Source organism: Serratia sp. NFX21, assembly GCF_048517035.1.
Lineage (GTDB): Bacteria > Pseudomonadota > Gammaproteobacteria > Enterobacterales > Enterobacteriaceae > Serratia > Serratia quinivorans.
Window position 1 is genome coordinate 1313752 of record NZ_CP183196.1, and the last position, 15911, is coordinate 1329662.

At 53.8% G+C, this 15911-nt stretch carries 14 protein-coding genes and 4 tRNA genes; 16 read left to right on the forward strand and 2 right to left on the reverse strand.

Annotation, left to right across the window (positions count from 1 at the left end):
- The first annotated feature begins 28 nt into the window (after positions 1-28).
- From ACNT1W_RS06090 to chbG, 3 genes are all read left to right on the forward strand, one after another.
- Positions 29-1414, forward strand: a complete 1386-nt coding sequence (locus tag ACNT1W_RS06090) for a glycoside hydrolase family 1 protein (RefSeq protein ID WP_419246522.1) — start codon at positions 29-31, stop codon at positions 1412-1414.
- Complete coding sequence (gene chbR, locus ACNT1W_RS06095; RefSeq protein ID WP_112362947.1) at positions 1414-2277, forward strand: transcriptional regulator ChbR; 864 nt, start codon at positions 1414-1416, stop codon at positions 2275-2277. Before ACNT1W_RS06090 ends, chbR begins: the two co-directional genes overlap by 1 nt.
- Positions 2278-2430: 153 nt before the next feature.
- Positions 2431-3192 carry a chitin disaccharide deacetylase gene (gene chbG, locus ACNT1W_RS06100; protein WP_041418464.1) on the forward strand — a complete coding sequence of 254 codons (762 nt, stop codon included), beginning with the start codon at positions 2431-2433 and terminating at the stop codon, positions 3190-3192.
- 30 nt (positions 3193-3222) lie between these two features.
- Here the strand turns inward: chbG and ACNT1W_RS06105 are convergent, their stop codons facing one another.
- The gene (locus ACNT1W_RS06105) at positions 3223-4617 is read right to left on the reverse strand and encodes an MFS transporter (RefSeq protein WP_419246523.1); all 1395 of its coding nucleotides are present in this window, start codon (positions 4615-4617) and stop codon (positions 3223-3225) included.
- Between the two features lie 250 nt (positions 4618-4867).
- Here ACNT1W_RS06105 and pncC point away from each other — a divergent pair, with 250 nt between their 5' ends.
- The 13 genes from pncC (at position 4868) to luxS (ending at position 14541) form a co-directional block, all read left to right on the forward strand.
- Positions 4868-5356, forward strand: coding sequence for a nicotinamide-nucleotide amidase (gene pncC, locus ACNT1W_RS06110; protein WP_112362944.1), 489 nt, complete (start codon positions 4868-4870; stop codon positions 5354-5356).
- A gap of 112 nt (positions 5357-5468) precedes the next feature.
- The gene (gene recA / locus ACNT1W_RS06115) at positions 5469-6530 is read left to right on the forward strand and encodes a recombinase RecA (RefSeq protein WP_012005289.1); all 1062 of its coding nucleotides are present in this window, start codon (positions 5469-5471) and stop codon (positions 6528-6530) included.
- A 64-nt stretch (positions 6531-6594) separates the two neighbouring features.
- Positions 6595-7101 carry a recombination regulator RecX gene (recX, locus tag ACNT1W_RS06120; protein WP_112362943.1) on the forward strand — a complete coding sequence of 169 codons (507 nt, stop codon included), beginning with the start codon at positions 6595-6597 and terminating at the stop codon, positions 7099-7101.
- A gap of 133 nt (positions 7102-7234) precedes the next feature.
- On the forward strand, positions 7235-9862 hold the full coding sequence (alaS, locus tag ACNT1W_RS06125) for an alanine--tRNA ligase (protein ID WP_261099231.1): 2628 nt from the start codon (positions 7235-7237) through the stop codon (positions 9860-9862).
- A 252-nt stretch (positions 9863-10114) separates the two neighbouring features.
- Positions 10115-10300 carry a carbon storage regulator CsrA gene (gene csrA / locus ACNT1W_RS06130; RefSeq protein WP_002209449.1) on the forward strand — a complete coding sequence of 62 codons (186 nt, stop codon included), beginning with the start codon at positions 10115-10117 and terminating at the stop codon, positions 10298-10300.
- Between the two features lie 310 nt (positions 10301-10610).
- Positions 10611-10703 (forward strand) — tRNA-Ser (locus ACNT1W_RS06135).
- A gap of 3 nt (positions 10704-10706) precedes the next feature.
- Positions 10707-10783: transfer RNA gene (locus ACNT1W_RS06140), tRNA-Arg, on the forward strand.
- A gap of 61 nt (positions 10784-10844) precedes the next feature.
- A tRNA-Arg gene (locus ACNT1W_RS06145) sits at positions 10845-10921 on the forward strand.
- Positions 10922-10971: 50 nt separating this feature from the next.
- Positions 10972-11048: transfer RNA gene (locus tag ACNT1W_RS06150), tRNA-Arg, on the forward strand.
- Between the two features lie 174 nt (positions 11049-11222).
- Positions 11223-11789 (forward strand): fructose-1-phosphate/6-phosphogluconate phosphatase, encoded by a 567-nt coding sequence (gene yqaB, locus ACNT1W_RS06155; protein ID WP_012005292.1) that lies wholly within the window; start codon positions 11223-11225, stop codon positions 11787-11789.
- The gene (locus ACNT1W_RS06160; RefSeq protein ID WP_012005293.1) at positions 11786-12214 is read left to right on the forward strand and encodes a YqaA family protein; all 429 of its coding nucleotides are present in this window, start codon (positions 11786-11788) and stop codon (positions 12212-12214) included. Before yqaB ends, ACNT1W_RS06160 begins: the two co-directional genes overlap by 4 nt.
- 82 nt (positions 12215-12296) lie before the next feature.
- Positions 12297-13859, forward strand: coding sequence for a glutamate--cysteine ligase (gene gshA, locus ACNT1W_RS06165; protein ID WP_135344654.1), 1563 nt, complete (start codon positions 12297-12299; stop codon positions 13857-13859).
- A gap of 166 nt (positions 13860-14025) precedes the next feature.
- Complete coding sequence (luxS, locus tag ACNT1W_RS06170) at positions 14026-14541, forward strand: S-ribosylhomocysteine lyase (RefSeq protein WP_004950350.1); 516 nt, start codon at positions 14026-14028, stop codon at positions 14539-14541.
- A gap of 68 nt (positions 14542-14609) precedes the next feature.
- Here the strand turns inward: luxS and ACNT1W_RS06175 are convergent, their stop codons facing one another.
- On the reverse strand, positions 14610-15899 hold the full coding sequence (locus ACNT1W_RS06175) for an HlyC/CorC family transporter (RefSeq protein ID WP_419246524.1): 1290 nt from the start codon (positions 15897-15899) through the stop codon (positions 14610-14612).
- Between the last annotated feature and the right edge of the window lie 12 nt (positions 15900-15911).

Below are 15911 nucleotides of genomic sequence, written 5' to 3' on the forward strand. Positions count from 1 at the left end.
CGCTGCCCCGGTTTTAGAGGGGCTTCTGATGAAATATCAATTTGCTGACGATTTCTGGTGGGGAAGCGCCACCTCGGCACCCCAGTCGGAAGGGGCTGCCGCACGGGATGGCAAAAGCCAGAACATCTTCGACTACTGGTATGAGATTGCACCAGAACGTTTTCATCATCAGGTCGGCCCGTCCGAGACCTCCACGTTTTATGACAACTTCCAGCAAGATATCCTGCTGTTAAAAAACCTTGGGCATAATAGCTTCAGAACCTCTATCTCCTGGTCGCGGTTGATCCCGGATGGGGATGGCGAAGTGAATCCGAAAGCGGTGGCTTTCTATAATGCGCTGATCGACAGCCTGTTGGCCCAGGGCATCACGCCATTTATCAATCTTTACCATTTCGATATGCCGCTGTGTATGCAGCAACAAGGTGGCTGGGAAAGCCGGGCGGTGGTTGATGCCTATGCGCGTTATGCCAAAACCTGCTTCAGCCTGTTCGGCGACAGAGTCAGCCATTGGTTCACCTTTAATGAGCCGATTGTCCCGGTCGAAGCCGGGTATCTGAACGACCTGCATTATCCTTGTGTCATTGATTTCAAAAGGGCAATTACAGTGGCTTACCACAGCGTGTTGGCCCATGCCAAAGCGGTGAGCGAGTTCAGGGCGCTGGGGAACCAGGGTTCTATCGGCATTATTTTGAACCTGAGCCCGACCTATCCTCGTTCGGACAGCCAGGAAGATGGCGTGGCGGCTCACTATGCGGATCTGTTGCTGAATAAAAGCTTCCTCGATCCGGTGACCAAAGGGCGTTATCCGGACGATTTGGTGAATTTACTGCGGGCCAATGATTTGTTGCCGCAGACAGCAGCGGAAGACGCGCAGCTGATTGCCGATGGGGTGGTGGATATTCTGGGCGTGAATTACTACCAACCGCGCAGGGTCAAAGCAAAAGAAGGTTATCAGGCCAGCGACCCGGTAACGATGCCGGAAGACCTGTTCAGCTATTACGCCATGCCGGGCCGCAAGATTAACCCGCACCGCGGCTGGGAAATCTATGAAAAAGGCCTGTATGACATCCTGATGGATCTGAAGGAAAACTACGGCAACATTCCCTGCTATATTTCAGAAAACGGTATGGGCGTGGAGGGCGAAGAGGCCTTCACCGGTGCCAGTGGGCGGGTAGAAGACGATTATCGAATCGACTTTATTCGTGACCATCTGAAATGGTTGCATCAGGCGTTGTCCGAGGGCTCCAACTGTAAGGGCTACCATCTATGGACCTTTATTGACTGCTGGTCCTGGCTCAATGCCTACAAGAATCGCTACGGGTTGGTCCGGCTGGAGCGGGATAGCCAGCAACGTACGATTAAAAAGAGCGGCTATTGGTTTGCCGAGACGGCCAGGCAAAACGGTTTTGATTAATGGGAGCGCGCGCGGTGTCTGACAACCTGGTTTCGCTGAATACCAACGACGTTAAGCTGATTCGGGAGCAGGATTTTTTTAACTGCAAAGATTTCCATCTGTTTATCTATAACAAGGTGGAGAGCGCCACCGGGCTGCATCAGCATGACTATTATGAATTCACTATCGTCCTGAGCGGCAAATGCTATCAGGAGATCAACGGTAAGCGGGTGCTGCTGGAGCGGGGGGACTTTGTGTTTATCCCCATTGGCTCGCGTCACCAGAGCTTCTATGAGTTCGGCGCCGCGAAAATCTTTAACGTGGCGGTCGGCAAGGTTTTCTTTGAAGAAAACTATCTGCAGCAGTTGCCTCGCTGCTTTGTCGCCTCTCAGGCCTATAGCCTGAAGAATGAGTTTCTGGCTTATATCGAGTCGGTGGTAGGTTCCCCACAGTTCCGTGAGGATGATTTTGCCGAGTTTCTGGAAACGCTGACCTTTTATATCATCAGCCGCATTCGTCATTATAAAGAAGATAGTGGCGAGGGGGATGATATACCTCAGTGGCTGAAGAACACCCTGGCCGGCATGCATGATAAAGCGATGTTTGGTGAAAAGGCGTTGCTCAATATGGTTGAGCTGTCGGGGAAAACCCAGGAGTACCTGACCCGGGCAATGCGGCGTTATTACCATAAAACGCCGATGCAGGTGATTAATGAAATTCGCATTAATTTCGCCAAAACCCAGCTTGAGGTCACCAACTATTCGGTCTCGGATATTGCTTTTGATTCGGGCTATGGCGACGTGAGCCTGTTTATTAAAAACTTTAAAAGACTCACTGAAGTGACGCCGGGTAATTACCGAAAAAAGTTCTACGGCCCTATTTAGGGCCGCTCCCGATAAGCATTAACGCCGATATTCCGAATACCTTTCAGGCCGCCAATAGCCTGATGAGATAAATTTCTTTGCTTAAGCGAAGGGGAATTGCCGTACCTGACGGACGGTATTCCCTTGCCAAAAATTTGTTAAATGGATGCCAAAATGGAAAAGTTACTGATAGTGAATGCTGACGATTTTGGTCTGAGCAAGGGCCAGAATTATGGCGTTATCGAGGCGTATCACTACGGGGTTGTCTCTTCAACCACTGCCATGGTCAATAGCGTGGATGTACACCATGCCGCCAGGCTCAGCCAGCTCTATTCCGGGCTGCAGATTGGCCTGCACTTTGTGCTGACCCACGGGAAGCCCCTGACTGCCATGTCGTCGCTGGTCAACGAACGTGGGGAATTGGGCAAGTGGTTATGGGAAAGGGCTGAGTCCGCGCAGTTGGATCTGGATGAAATTCACGACGAGTTGGTGAGTCAATATGACAAATTCGTCGCGGTGTTCGGTAAAGCGCCGACGCATATCGACAGCCACCATCACGTGCACATGCTGCCGCAGATTTATCCGCTGGTGGAGGCTTTTGCCCAGTCTAAATCCCTGCCGTTGCGCATAGGTCGCGAGGAGGTTGAACGGCAAGGCATTCCACTGCGCTATGGCCACAGCACCGAATGGTTTGATGCGGGCTTTTATGGTGAGGAAATATCCGAGGCGCTGTTTTTACAGGTGCTTGAGCGCACCGATCAACGCGGCGCCCGGTCGGTGGAGATGATGTGCCACCCGGCGTTTCTGGATAACACTATTTTGGCGAGCAAGTATTGCTATCCACGGCTGGCCGAAGTGGACGTGTTGACTTCGCCGGGGCTTAAAACCGCGATCGCGGAACGCGGTTACCGCCTGGGTTCTTTCCTCGATCTGTAACAGGCACAACCTGATATAAATATGGCCCGCTTAAAGCATCGAGTGGGCCTTCTTCAGCCCGGTATCTTCATCAGGATCGGCCCCCTGCGGGATGGCCGCCTCGGCTTCTTCTTCCCCCGACGTTTCACTGACCTGCGGTTCTACCGGATCAGGCGCCGCCTCCGGTGGCGGCATGGTGTCGTGGATTGTCTGCTCATCGAAGGTTGGGTTCAGCGCCGGAGAAAGTGGGGAACTGGTCAGGCTGTCTGGCAGCGGAATATGTGGCAATGGCGCATCCTGCACAAACTGCGACTCGTCCTGTTTTACCGTCCGGCTGAAGCCCACCAGCAGCACGCCGCAAAGCGAGAAGAAGGCATACAGAATATTGCCGCCTAACTGTTCAATCAGTGAACCGACCGCCAATGGGCCGATACTGGCACCGACACCGAAGGCCATCAGCAAACAGGCGGCGAGGGATACGCGCCGTTCCGGTTCGATCAAATCGTTCGCCAGGGCGACCACCAGCGGATACAGCGTGAACTGCAACATGCTGACGATAAAGCCCACCACCAGCAACACCGGAAAATCAATGTGCGGTACCAGCGCCAGCGGCAGGGAAGCTACGATCAATAAAATGGCGTTGATGCGCATCAGCAGCGTTCGGTTGTAACGGTCTGACAGCCAACTGAGTGGGAACTGCGCCACCAGCCCGGCGAAGATGGCTATCGCCATAAACAGGCCAGTTTGCTGGGTGGTCAGCGATTGCAGACTTGCGTACACCGGTGCCAAACCATAGAAAGATCCCACCACCATGCCGATCACCAGCGTGGTCGCCAGCACCTTGGGAATGGCCCCGATAAAGTAGCGCAGCTCCATAGGAGCTGGTGACATATGCCGTGCGTTGGTGCGGGTGGTAAGGGCGATAGGTACCAGGCAGAGTGCAAAGCACAGGGCGATCAGCAGCAGGGTGGTAATGCCGAGATTGCTCTGTAGCATTAACACCACCTGACCCAATGACATACCCAGATAGGTGGCCGCCATATAAAAGCCGAAAACCGTTCCGCGCTGATTGGATTCCGCCTGATCGTTCAGCCAGCTTTCCAGCACCATGAATTGACACATCATGCACATGCCGATAATCAGCCGCAGTACTACCCATATGGGGATGTATTCAGTCAGGCCATGCCCCAACACCGCCGCGGTGATAATGCCAGCGCAGGAAACGTAGGCGCGGATATGGCCGACGCGGGCAATCAGAAAATGCCCGACCTTGCCGCCGATCACCAGGCCGATGTAGTTAGCGGCAATAATCGCCCCGATCAGCGCACCGGTCACGTGGATAGAGGTTAAACGCAGGGAGATGTAAGTGGTGAGCAACCCTGAACCCAGCAGCATCAGCAGGGTGGTGGTATACAACGGAAAGAAGACGCCTAACGTTTTTTTCACTCTATCATCCTAATCTTTTATCCTGGTTTGCCCTGGGGGTGACCCTGCCGGCGGCAAAGGCAACCCGGTGAGATCCCTCGTGCAAAACACCGCCCGTTAACCCGGGCGTTACATTCGATACTAGCAGTTTGGTTTGCCGCTTAACACCGCCTCGCCTGCGAAGCGGCGCGCATTTCTGTCAACGCGCGCTCGGGCAAGCTTGATAAATGCTACTATCGGGCGCATATACCTGATTCGCTAAGGAGAGGTTATGAGTGAAAATCAGCTGCGTGAACTCAGCATTGCGGTGGGCGAAAAACTGAAGGCCAACGGCCAGTGGATCACCTGTGCGGAATCCTGCACCGGTGGCGGCATCGCCAAAGCCATCACCGACATTGCCGGGAGTTCTGCCTATTTCGATCGCGGCTTTGTCACCTACAGCAATACGGCGAAACATGAGTTGCTGGGCGTGGCGGAGGCGACTCTGACGGCCCATGGCGCAGTGAGCGAAGAGGTGGTGCGCGAGATGGCCCAGGGGGCGTTACACGCAGCACGGGCCAGCCTGGCGCTGTCGGTCAGCGGCATTGCCGGGCCGGACGGTGGGAGTGCGGAAAAACCGGTGGGCACCGTCTGGTTTGGCTTTGCCGACGGCTCTGGACGGGTACTGGCGCACAGGAAGCAATTTGCCGGCGATCGTGATGCCGTGCGGCTTCAGGCGACGATTTTTGCGCTGCAAACCGCGCTTGATGATTTTTTGTAAAATTAGGCTTGATACTGTATGACCATACAGTATAATTAGTGACATTTCCTGCACAACATACAATCAGTGGCAGTGTGGGGTAACACCGACATTGCGTAACGAAGGAGCAAAAATGGCTATTGATGAGAACAAGCAAAAGGCGCTAGCTGCGGCACTGGGCCAGATTGAGAAACAGTTCGGCAAAGGCTCCATCATGCGTCTGGGTGAAGACCGTTCTATGGACGTAGAAACGATCTCTACCGGCTCACTGTCACTGGACATCGCACTGGGTGCGGGCGGCCTGCCAATGGGTCGTATCGTTGAAATTTATGGCCCGGAGTCTTCCGGTAAAACTACCCTGACGCTGCAGGTTATCGCTGCGGCACAGCGCGAAGGTAAAACCTGTGCGTTTATCGATGCCGAGCATGCGCTGGATCCGATTTATGCGAAAAAGCTGGGTGTTGATATCGACAACCTGCTGTGTTCGCAGCCGGACACCGGTGAGCAAGCGCTGGAAATCTGTGATGCCTTGACCCGCTCTGGCGCGGTTGACGTGATCATCGTTGACTCCGTAGCGGCGCTGACGCCAAAAGCGGAAATCGAAGGTGAAATTGGTGACTCACACATGGGCCTGGCGGCGCGTATGATGAGCCAGGCGATGCGTAAGCTGGCCGGTAACCTGAAAAACGCCAACACGCTGCTGATCTTCATCAACCAGATCCGTATGAAAATCGGTGTGATGTTTGGTAACCCTGAAACCACCACCGGTGGTAACGCACTGAAATTCTACGCTTCTGTCCGTCTGGATATCCGCCGTATCGGCGCGGTTAAAGAAGGCGATGAAGTGGTCGGCAGCGAAACCCGCGTAAAAGTGGTAAAAAACAAAATCGCTGCGCCGTTCAAACAGGCAGAGTTCCAAATCCTGTACGGTGAAGGTATCAACAGCCGTGGTGAATTAGTCGATCTGGGCGTTAAGCACAAGATGATCGAGAAAGCCGGCGCCTGGTACAGCTACAACGGCGATAAAATCGGTCAGGGTAAGGCCAACGCCTGTAACTTCCTGAAAGAGAACCCGGCGGTTGCTGCCGAGTTGGATAAACGACTGCGTGACCTGCTGCTGCACAGCAACGGCGAACTGGTTGCTGCAACCAACGAAGGCTTCGACGACGAAGCTGAAACCAGCGAAGAGTTTTAATCGCTGCTGGCGTTCGTGGACATCGTTATAGGTTCACGAACGTCAACTAAATCAGGCTTGAAAAATGAATGACTTGCTAAGCCGCGCCATGCGCCTGCTGTCGCAACGCGATCATAGTGAAGCTGAACTGCGCCGCAAACTTGCGGCGCAGCCATTTATGGCGAAAGCCAGATTTGGCACCAAAACTCCCTCGTCCACCGCTCCGTTGCCTGAAGAACCCGTCGACCCTGCCGTTATAGAACAGGTTATTGCCTATTGTTACCAGCATAACTGGCTGGACGATCAACGCTTTGCCCGCAGTTATATTGGTAGCCGCAGCCGTAAAGGCTATGGCGCGCAGCGGATCCGCTCCGAATTGATGCAAAAAGGTGTGGATAAGGAACTGACGCAGGCGGCGCTGGCGGACTGCGAGATTGATTGGTGTGAACAGGCCAAACAGGTGGCGCAGCGTAAATTTGGCGATCAACTGCCAACGGACTGGAAAGAGAAAGCCAAAGTGCAGCGTTATCTGCTCTATCGTGGCTTCTTCCAGGAAGAAATTCAGTCAATTTACCGTGATTTTGCGCAATGAACGCACACGGGGTTTTACTTCCCCTTGAAGAAAATTTATCTTATCCCCACTTTTTGTTCGTGAGCTAGGTGCCATCGTCAGGATGTCGCGTATCTTGCTCACGTGTCGTTATTCTAGCCTTTCCGGGAAAATTATGAGCAAGAGCACCGCTGAGATCCGTCAAGCGTTTCTCGATTTCTTTCATAGTAAGGGCCATCAGGTTGTAGCGAGCAGCTCCCTGGTGCCTGACAATGATCCGACATTGCTGTTTACCAATGCCGGCATGAACCAATTTAAAGATGTTTTCCTGGGGCTGGACAAGCGTGCCTATTCCCGAGCCACTACCTCACAGCGTTGTGTGCGTGCGGGCGGTAAGCATAACGATCTGGAGAACGTCGGTTATACCGCACGTCACCACACCTTCTTTGAAATGCTGGGCAACTTCAGCTTCGGCGATTATTTCAAACATGATGCCATCAGCTACGCATGGGAACTCTTGACCGGTGAAAACTGGTTCAACCTGCCGAAAGAGCGGCTGTGGGTGACCGTCTATGAAACCGATGACGAAGCTTTCGACATCTGGCAGCAGCAGATTGGTGTGCCGGCGGAACGTATTATCCGCATTGGCGACAATAAAGGCGGCGCCTTTGCCTCAGACAACTTCTGGCAGATGGGTGATACAGGTCCATGCGGCCCGTGCACCGAGATTTTCTACGATCACGGCGATCATATCTGGGGTGGCCCGCCGGGCAGTCCGGAAGAAGACGGCGATCGCTACATTGAGATCTGGAACCTCGTTTTCATGCAGTTCAACCGTCAATCCGACGGTACTATGCTGCCGCTGCCAAAACCTTCGGTAGATACCGGTATGGGGCTGGAGCGTATTGCCGCCGTATTGCAGCACGTGAACTCCAACTATGAAATCGACCTGTTCAGCAAGCTGATTGCCGCCGTGGCCAAGGTGACCGGTGCCACAGATTTGGATAACAAATCCCTGCGCGTGATCGCCGACCACATTCGCTCTTGTGCTTTCCTGGTGTCAGACGGTGTTACACCGTCCAACGAAGGTCGTGGTTATGTTCTGCGCCGCATCATTCGCCGCGCCGTTCGCCATGGCAACATGCTGGGTGCGAAAGACACCTTCTTCTACAAGCTGGTTGCACCGTTGATCGAAGTGATGGGGCCGGCAGCCGACGAATTGAAGCGTCAGCAGTCACTGGTTGAGCAAGTGCTGAAAACCGAAGAAGATCAGTTTGCCCGCACTCTGGAACGTGGTTTGACGTTGCTGGACGAAGAGCTGGCCAACTTGCAGGGCGATACCCTGGATGGTGAAACCGCATTCCGTCTGTACGACACGTACGGTTTCCCGGTCGATCTGACGGCAGACGTGTGCCGTGAACGTGGTCTGAAAGTGGATGAAGCCGGTTTCGAACAGGCAATGGAAGCACAGCGCCGCCGTGCGCGTGAGTCCAGCGGCTTCGGCGCAGACTACAACAGCATGATCCGTGTTGATGGTGCCAGCCAATTCAGCGGTTATGACCACGAGCAACAGCAGTCCACCGTGACCGCATTGTTCCGTGATGGTCAGCCAGTGAACGAGATCCACGCCGGTGAAGAAGCCGTGGTGGTACTGGACGAGACTCCGTTCTACGGTGAGTCCGGTGGTCAGGTTGGCGATAAGGGCGTGCTGAAAGCTGCCAATGCTGATTTTGAAGTGAGCGACACCCAGAAATACGGCCAGGCTATTGGCCATCAGGGCAAGCTGTCTCATGGCTCGCTGAAGGTGAACGACCGTGTTGACGCGCAGATCGACACCGTGCGACGCAACCGCATTCGTCTGAACCACTCCGCAACCCACCTGCTGCACGCTGCACTGCGCCAGACGTTGGGTGAGCACGTGGCGCAGAAAGGCTCGTTGGTTAACGATAAATACCTGCGTTTCGACTTCTCGCATTTTGAAGCGATGAAGCCGGAGCAAATTCGCACCGTGGAAGATTTGGTGAACCAACAAATTCGTCGTAACCTGCCGGTGCAGACCGAGGTTATGGCGCTGGATGATGCCAAAGAGAAGGGCGCTATGGCGCTGTTCGGTGAGAAGTACGACGACAACGTGCGCGTACTGACCATGGGCGACTTCTCGACCGAGCTGTGTGGCGGCACCCATGCCAGCCGTACCGGTGACATCGGCCTGTTCCGCATTCTGAGTGAGTCTGGTACCGCCGCAGGTATCCGCCGTATTGAAGCTGTAACCGGTGATGGCGCGATTGCTACCTTGCATCAGCAAAACGATCTGCTACAGGACGTTGCTCATCTGGTTAAGGGTGACAGCAATAACCTGACGGACAAAGTGCGTGCGGTGCTCGATCGTACCCGCGCATTGGAAAAAGAGCTGCAGCAGTTGAAGGACCAGCAGGCGGCACAAGAAAGTGCTTCGTTGTCCAGCAAGGCGAAAATGGTTAACGGCGTACCGCTGTTGGTCAGCCAACTGGATAACGTTGAGGCCAAAATGCTGCGTACTATGGTTGATGATCTTAAAAATCAACTGGGTTCCGCGATTATCGTGCTGGCCACCACGGCGGATGATAAGGTGAGCCTGATTGCCGGCGTGACCAAAGATCTGACCGACCGGGTAAAAGCCGGCGAGCTGATCGGTAACGTAGCGCAGCAGGTTGGCGGTAAAGGGGGCGGACGCCCTGATATGGCGCAGGCCGGGGGAACGGATGTCAGCGCCCTGCCAGCGGCATTAGACAGCGTAGAAGCCTGGGTGGCCTCGAAACTGTGAATATAAATAAATAGCACTTACAAACGCCATAACTCATTACTGATTATGGCGTTTTTAACCTGTGCTAACACAATTTGGTTACAATTACGGGAACAAAGTTTTTCAGGTCGGCTAAACTTATCATTATCTGAGGTGAGACCAAGTCTGCTTACACTTATTGTGGATTACATGACTTACGTTTTCGCAGCATATGATGGATAATGACGGGGAAACTGAGAGACCCGACTCTTTTAATCTTTCAAGGAGCAAAGAATGTTAATTCTGACTCGTCGAGTTGGTGAAACCCTCATGATTGGCGATGAGGTCACTGTCACAGTGTTAGGGGTCAAGGGCAACCAGGTTCGTATTGGTGTGAATGCCCCCAAAGAGGTGTCAGTTCACCGCGAAGAAATCTATCAGCGCATTCAGGCAGAGAAGTCTCAACCGACGACTTACTGATTTCGATGCAGCGTCTCGTTGCTCAGCGAGACGCTACTGAGCTTTTTTGTGCCCCCCACAGACCATCCTCTGACTTACCCTGTTAAATCTTCCTGCAGCTCCTCCCACTTTGTTTGCTGATTCACTGTTATTGTCTGTTGATAAAACAATCTTTTTGACGTGAAATCGCCCATGTTGAGTGTGAATTGTGCAAACGCACATGAGATGGGAAAAATTGTTTGACTTAAAAGTCGGAGAAAGTAATATGTGCGCCACGCAGTGCCGATGAGCTTCTCCAAAGCAAGTTAGGCACAATTCGCAAGAAGCGTATGGTGAGGTGGCCGAGAGGCTGAAGGCGCTCCCCTGCTAAGGGAGTATGCGGTCAAAAGCTGCATCCGGGGTTCGAATCCCCGCCTCACCGCCATTTGCATCCATAGCTCAGCTGGATAGAGTACTCGGCTACGAACCGAGCGGTCGGAGGTTCGAATCCTCCTGGATGCACCATATTTTGCAGTATGGTGGGGTAGTAACAACGTACCATACGGTATCAAAAAAGAATTCCTGTGCATCCATAGCTCAGCTGGATAGAGTACTCGGCTACGAACCGAGCGGTCGGAGGTTCGAATCCTCCTGGATGCACCATTCTTTCTGTCAAACTTGTTTCTTCAAGCAGACAAACCAAAAATAGTAATGCATCCATAGCTCAGCTGGATAGAGTACTCGGCTACGAACCGAGCGGTCGGAGGTTCGAATCCTCCTGGATGCACCATCTAAGAAAAACCCGCCTTGGCGGGTTTTTCGCTTTCTGGCATTCGGCGATACGCTGCTGTAATCCCATCATCTTTCCTCTTGTGCACAGCACATTCCGCTATTACGCGATCAGCGACAACCTTCCGGCTTTACGCTAAAGTAGTTTTCTTTCCTCAACGATCATGGAGTAACGATGTACGACCGCTATCAGGGTCTTATTTTCGACATGGACGGCACCATTCTCGATACCGAGCCGACGCACCGAAAGGCGTGGCGTGAAGTGTTGTCCCGTTACGGTATGACGTTTGATGAGCCCGCGGTGATGGCGTTGAGCGGTTCTCCGACCTGGCATATTGCCCAGGCGATTATTGCCAGCCATCAGGCCGATCTCGATCCCCATCAGTTGGCTGCAGAGAAAACCCGAGCGGTAGAGATTATGCTGCTGGACAGCGTGCGCCCCTTGCCGCTGATTGAGGTGGTGAAGGCCTACCATGGCCGCCGTCCAATGGCGGTGGGTACCGGTAGTGAGCATCGCATGGCGGAAACTCTGCTGCGCCATCTGGGCCTGTTCCACTGCTTTGATGCGATCGTGGGTGCCGATGATGTGCAGCGCCATAAGCCGGAGCCGGACACCTTCCTGCGCTGTGCCGAACTGATTGGCGTACCGCCGGAGAAATGCGTAGTGTTTGAAGACGCAGATTTCGGCATCCAGGCGGCGAAAAGCGCCAATATGGCCGTGGTAGACGTTCGTACGCTGTGAGTAGTACGCTGGCGGTGATGTCGTTATTCGGCGGCAGCTTTCTCAGTGCGACGTTGTTGCCGGGAAATTCAGAAATTATTTTGGTTGCCTTGCTGACCAACAGCCGTGTCTCACCGGAGTTACTGGTGCTGGCCGCGACGTTGGGCAATACGCTCGGTGGGCTGACCAATGTCATTATCGGGCGCCTGTTACCGGCGTTGAAACCACAGCGAGGGCTGGATACAGCGCTTGGGTGGATGCAACGCTTTGGCCCGGCTGCGCTGTTGCTCAGTTGGGTACCGGTAGTGGGCGATTTGTTGTGCGTGTTGGCAGGCTGGCTGCGCATGCCCTGGGGCCCTGTTGCGCTATTTCTGTGTATCGGAAAGGCGCTGCGTTACATCATTTTGACTATGATAACGCTACAGGGAATGGCCTGGTGGCATTAACGACGTGAATATAACTCAATATTCTCTCGGGTGCAGATTCAGTATGCTTACGAGTTCTTGTTTTTAGAAGCGGGAGGTCAATTTGATCCCGGACGTATCCCAGGCGCTTTCTTGGTTGGAAGCCCATCCCCATGCATTAAAAGGCATTCGTCGCGGCATTGAGCGTGAAACGCTGCGTGTCACCGAAGACGGAAAGCTTGCAACAACCGGGCATCCGGAAAAATTGGGGGCGGCATTAACGCACCACTGGATAACCACAGACTTTGCCGAGGCGCTGTTAGAATTTATTACGCCGGTTGACGACAACCTCGATCACCTGCTGACGTTCTTGCGTGATATTCATCGTCACGTGGCGCGTAATCTGGGTGAGGAGCGCATGTGGCCGCTCAGCATGCCGTGCTTTATTGAAGCCGAGCAGGACATTGAACTGGCGCAGTTCGGCTCGTCGAATATTGGCCGCATGAAGACGTTATACCGTGAAGGGTTGAAGAACCGTTACGGCGCGCTGATGCAGACCATTTCCGGCGTGCACTACAACTTCTCCCTGCCGCTGGAGTTCTGGCAGGCATGGGCCGGCGTTAAAGACGCAGAAAGCGGTAAGGAACAGATTTCAGCGGGCTATTTCCGTCTGATCCGCAACTATTATCGTTTTGGCTGGGTGATCCCGTATCTGTTCGGCGCATCGCCGGCGATCTGTTCCTCGTTCCTGAAAGGGCGTGAGACCGCGTTGCCGTTTGAGCGTACAGAACAGGGTATGTGTTATCTGCCGTATGCCACTTCGCTACGCTTGAGTGACCTGGGTTACACCAATAAATCACAAAGCAATCTGGGCATTACCTTTAACGATCTGCAAAGTTATGTTGAAGGCCTGAAGCGGGCGATTGTTACGCCTTCGGAAGAGTTTGCCAAATTAGGTGTGAAAGATGGCGATCGTCATCTGCAGTTGAACAGTAACGTGCTGCAGATCGAAAACGAACTCTATGCACCGATCCGGCCGAAGCGGGTGACTAAAAGCGGTGAGACACCGTCAGATGCGCTGCTGCGCGGCGGTATCGAATACATCGAAGTTCGCTCGCTGGACATCAACCCGTTCTCGCCAATCGGCGTGGATGCGGTACAGGCACGTTTCCTGGACCTGTTCCTGATATGGTGTGTGTTGGCCGATGCGCCAGAGATGAGCAGTGATGAATTGCTCTGCACGCGCAAAAACTGGAACCGGGTGATCCTCGAAGGGCGTAAACCGGGACAGACCATTGGCATAGGTTGCGATGACAGCCGTGAGCCACTGGCAAAAGTAGGCAAAGCCTTGTTCGACGATTTGCGCCGCGTGGCGGAAGTGTTGGATAGCGAAGCCGGCGATCGCCAGTATCAGCAAGTGTGTGACGAACTGGTCGCAGCGTTTGACGATCCGGAACTGACGTTCTCGGCCCGTATCCTGAAAGCGATGAAGGAAGAGGGCACCGGTCGTGTGGGCCTGCAGTTAGCTGAGCAATACCGTCAGATGCTGATTGAAGAGCCGTTGGAAATCCTGACTGAAGCCGAATTGGCGAAGGAGCAGGAAGCCTCATGGCAGCGCCAACGTAACGTAGAAGCCAGTGATACGCTAAGCTTTGAAGAGTTCCTGAAGCAACATGGCGGGAGCTGAAAAAGAAAAAGGCCACATCAATGTGGCCAAATATGCATCTCTGATGACAGGGATGATGATAACAAATGCGCGTCTTTCACATATTCAGACTCGCTGAGTTAGAAAAGGTTTCCTGGATAGATAAAAAAGTTTCGAAATAAATACTCTTTTACGAGGAGGTAACGAAATGCCACTGCTGGATAGCTTCACCGTAGACCATACCCGCATGGCAGCCCCGGCTGTCCGCGTTGCGAAAACCATGAAAACTCCTCATGGCGATACCATCACCGTATTCGATCTGCGTTTTTGCCGCCCGAATCTGGAAGTGATGCCTGAGCGTGGCATCCATACGTTGGAACACCTGTTTGCCGGTTTTATGCGTGACCATCTGAATGGCCAGGGCGTTGAGATTATCGATATCTCCCCGATGGGATGCCGTACCGGCTTCTACATGAGCCTGATTGGCGTGCCGGAAGAGCAGCGAGTTGCCGATGCCTGGAAAGCGGCAATGAGTGACGTGCTGAAAGTGACCGATCAGCGCAAAATTCCTGAGCTGAATGAGTTCCAGTGCGGTACTTACCACATGCACTCACTGGAAGAAGCACAGGAAATCGCCAAGCATATCCTTGACCACGACGTGGTAGTGAACCACAACGAAGAGCTGGCGCTGCCGAAAGAGAAGCTGCAGGAACTGCACATCTAGTTCGTCACCGGGCTACAGCGATAAAAAAAGACGCGATGTTCGCGTCTTTTTTCCTTTCTGGTGGGCGGTCAGTGTTGCTGGACGCTGGACTGCAGCGATTTTATTGGCGTGACCCGCACCTGTTTGATCATGTTGTCCTGCACGTCGAGGATATCAACGTCGTAATGGCCTACACGAACCCGGGTGCCCACCTCAGGGATCTCTTCGAGCTCCTCCAACAGCATGCCGTTAATGGTGCGTGCATCGGTGGCCGGCAGCGTCCAGTTGAACGCCTTGTTTAACTCGCGCACGTTGGCGGTACCGTCGATCAGGACCGAACCGTCGCTTTGCGGATTGACCTCTTCCGCCAGCGTTGGCGACATGGAGGTGGTGAAATCACCGACGATTTCTTCCAGGATATCTTCGACCGTCACCAGCCCCTGAATATCACCGTACTCGTCCACCACGATGCTGACTTTCTCTTTGTTGCGCTGGAATTTCACCAGTTGGACGTTGAGCGGCGTGCCTTCAGGCACATAGTAAATCTCGTCGGCGGCGCGCAGCAGGTTCTCTTTGTTGAACTCTTTCTTCTCGGTCATCAGGCGGTAGGCTTCACGCACCCGCAGCATACCGATAGCATCGTCCAGTGAGCCGCGATACAGCACGATGCGACCGTGCGGCGAGTGGGTGAGCTGGCGCATGATCGACTTCCAGTCGTCGTTGACATCGATGCCGACGATCTCGTTGCGGGGCACCATGATGTCGTCGACCGTCACCTTCTCCAGATCCAGCACGGAAATCAACATGTCCTGATTACGGCGAGAAATCTGTGAGTGGGATTCATTAACGATGGTGCGCAACTCGTCCTTGCTGACGGCATCGCTGACCCGCATGTTGGTGTGGATGCCGAACAGGCGCAAGACCAGCGTGGTGATGCCATTAAGCAGCCATACCAGCGGGAACATCACCTTCTGCAGCGGTGCCAGCAAAACGCTGCTGGGGAAGGCGATGCGCTCTGGATAAAGTGCAGCGAAGGTTTTCGGCAACACTTCGGCGAACAGCAGCACGGCAAAGGTCAGGATACCGGTGGCGATGGCTACGCCGAAATCGCCATATAGGCGCATACCGACAATGGTTGCCAGCGCCGAGGCGAGAATGTTGACCAGGTTATTGCCGATCAGCACCAGGCCGATCAGACGATCCGGCTTTTGCAGTAGTTTTTCGACCCGGCGGGCAGAGCGGTTGCCCTGCTTGGAGAGATGACGGAGACGATAGCGGTTTAGCGTCATCATGCCGGTTTCGGATGCTGAGAAGTAAGCGGAAACCACGATCATAACCACCAGGATAATGATCAGGGTCCCTGTCGAAACGTGCTCCAACGCGGTATTCCT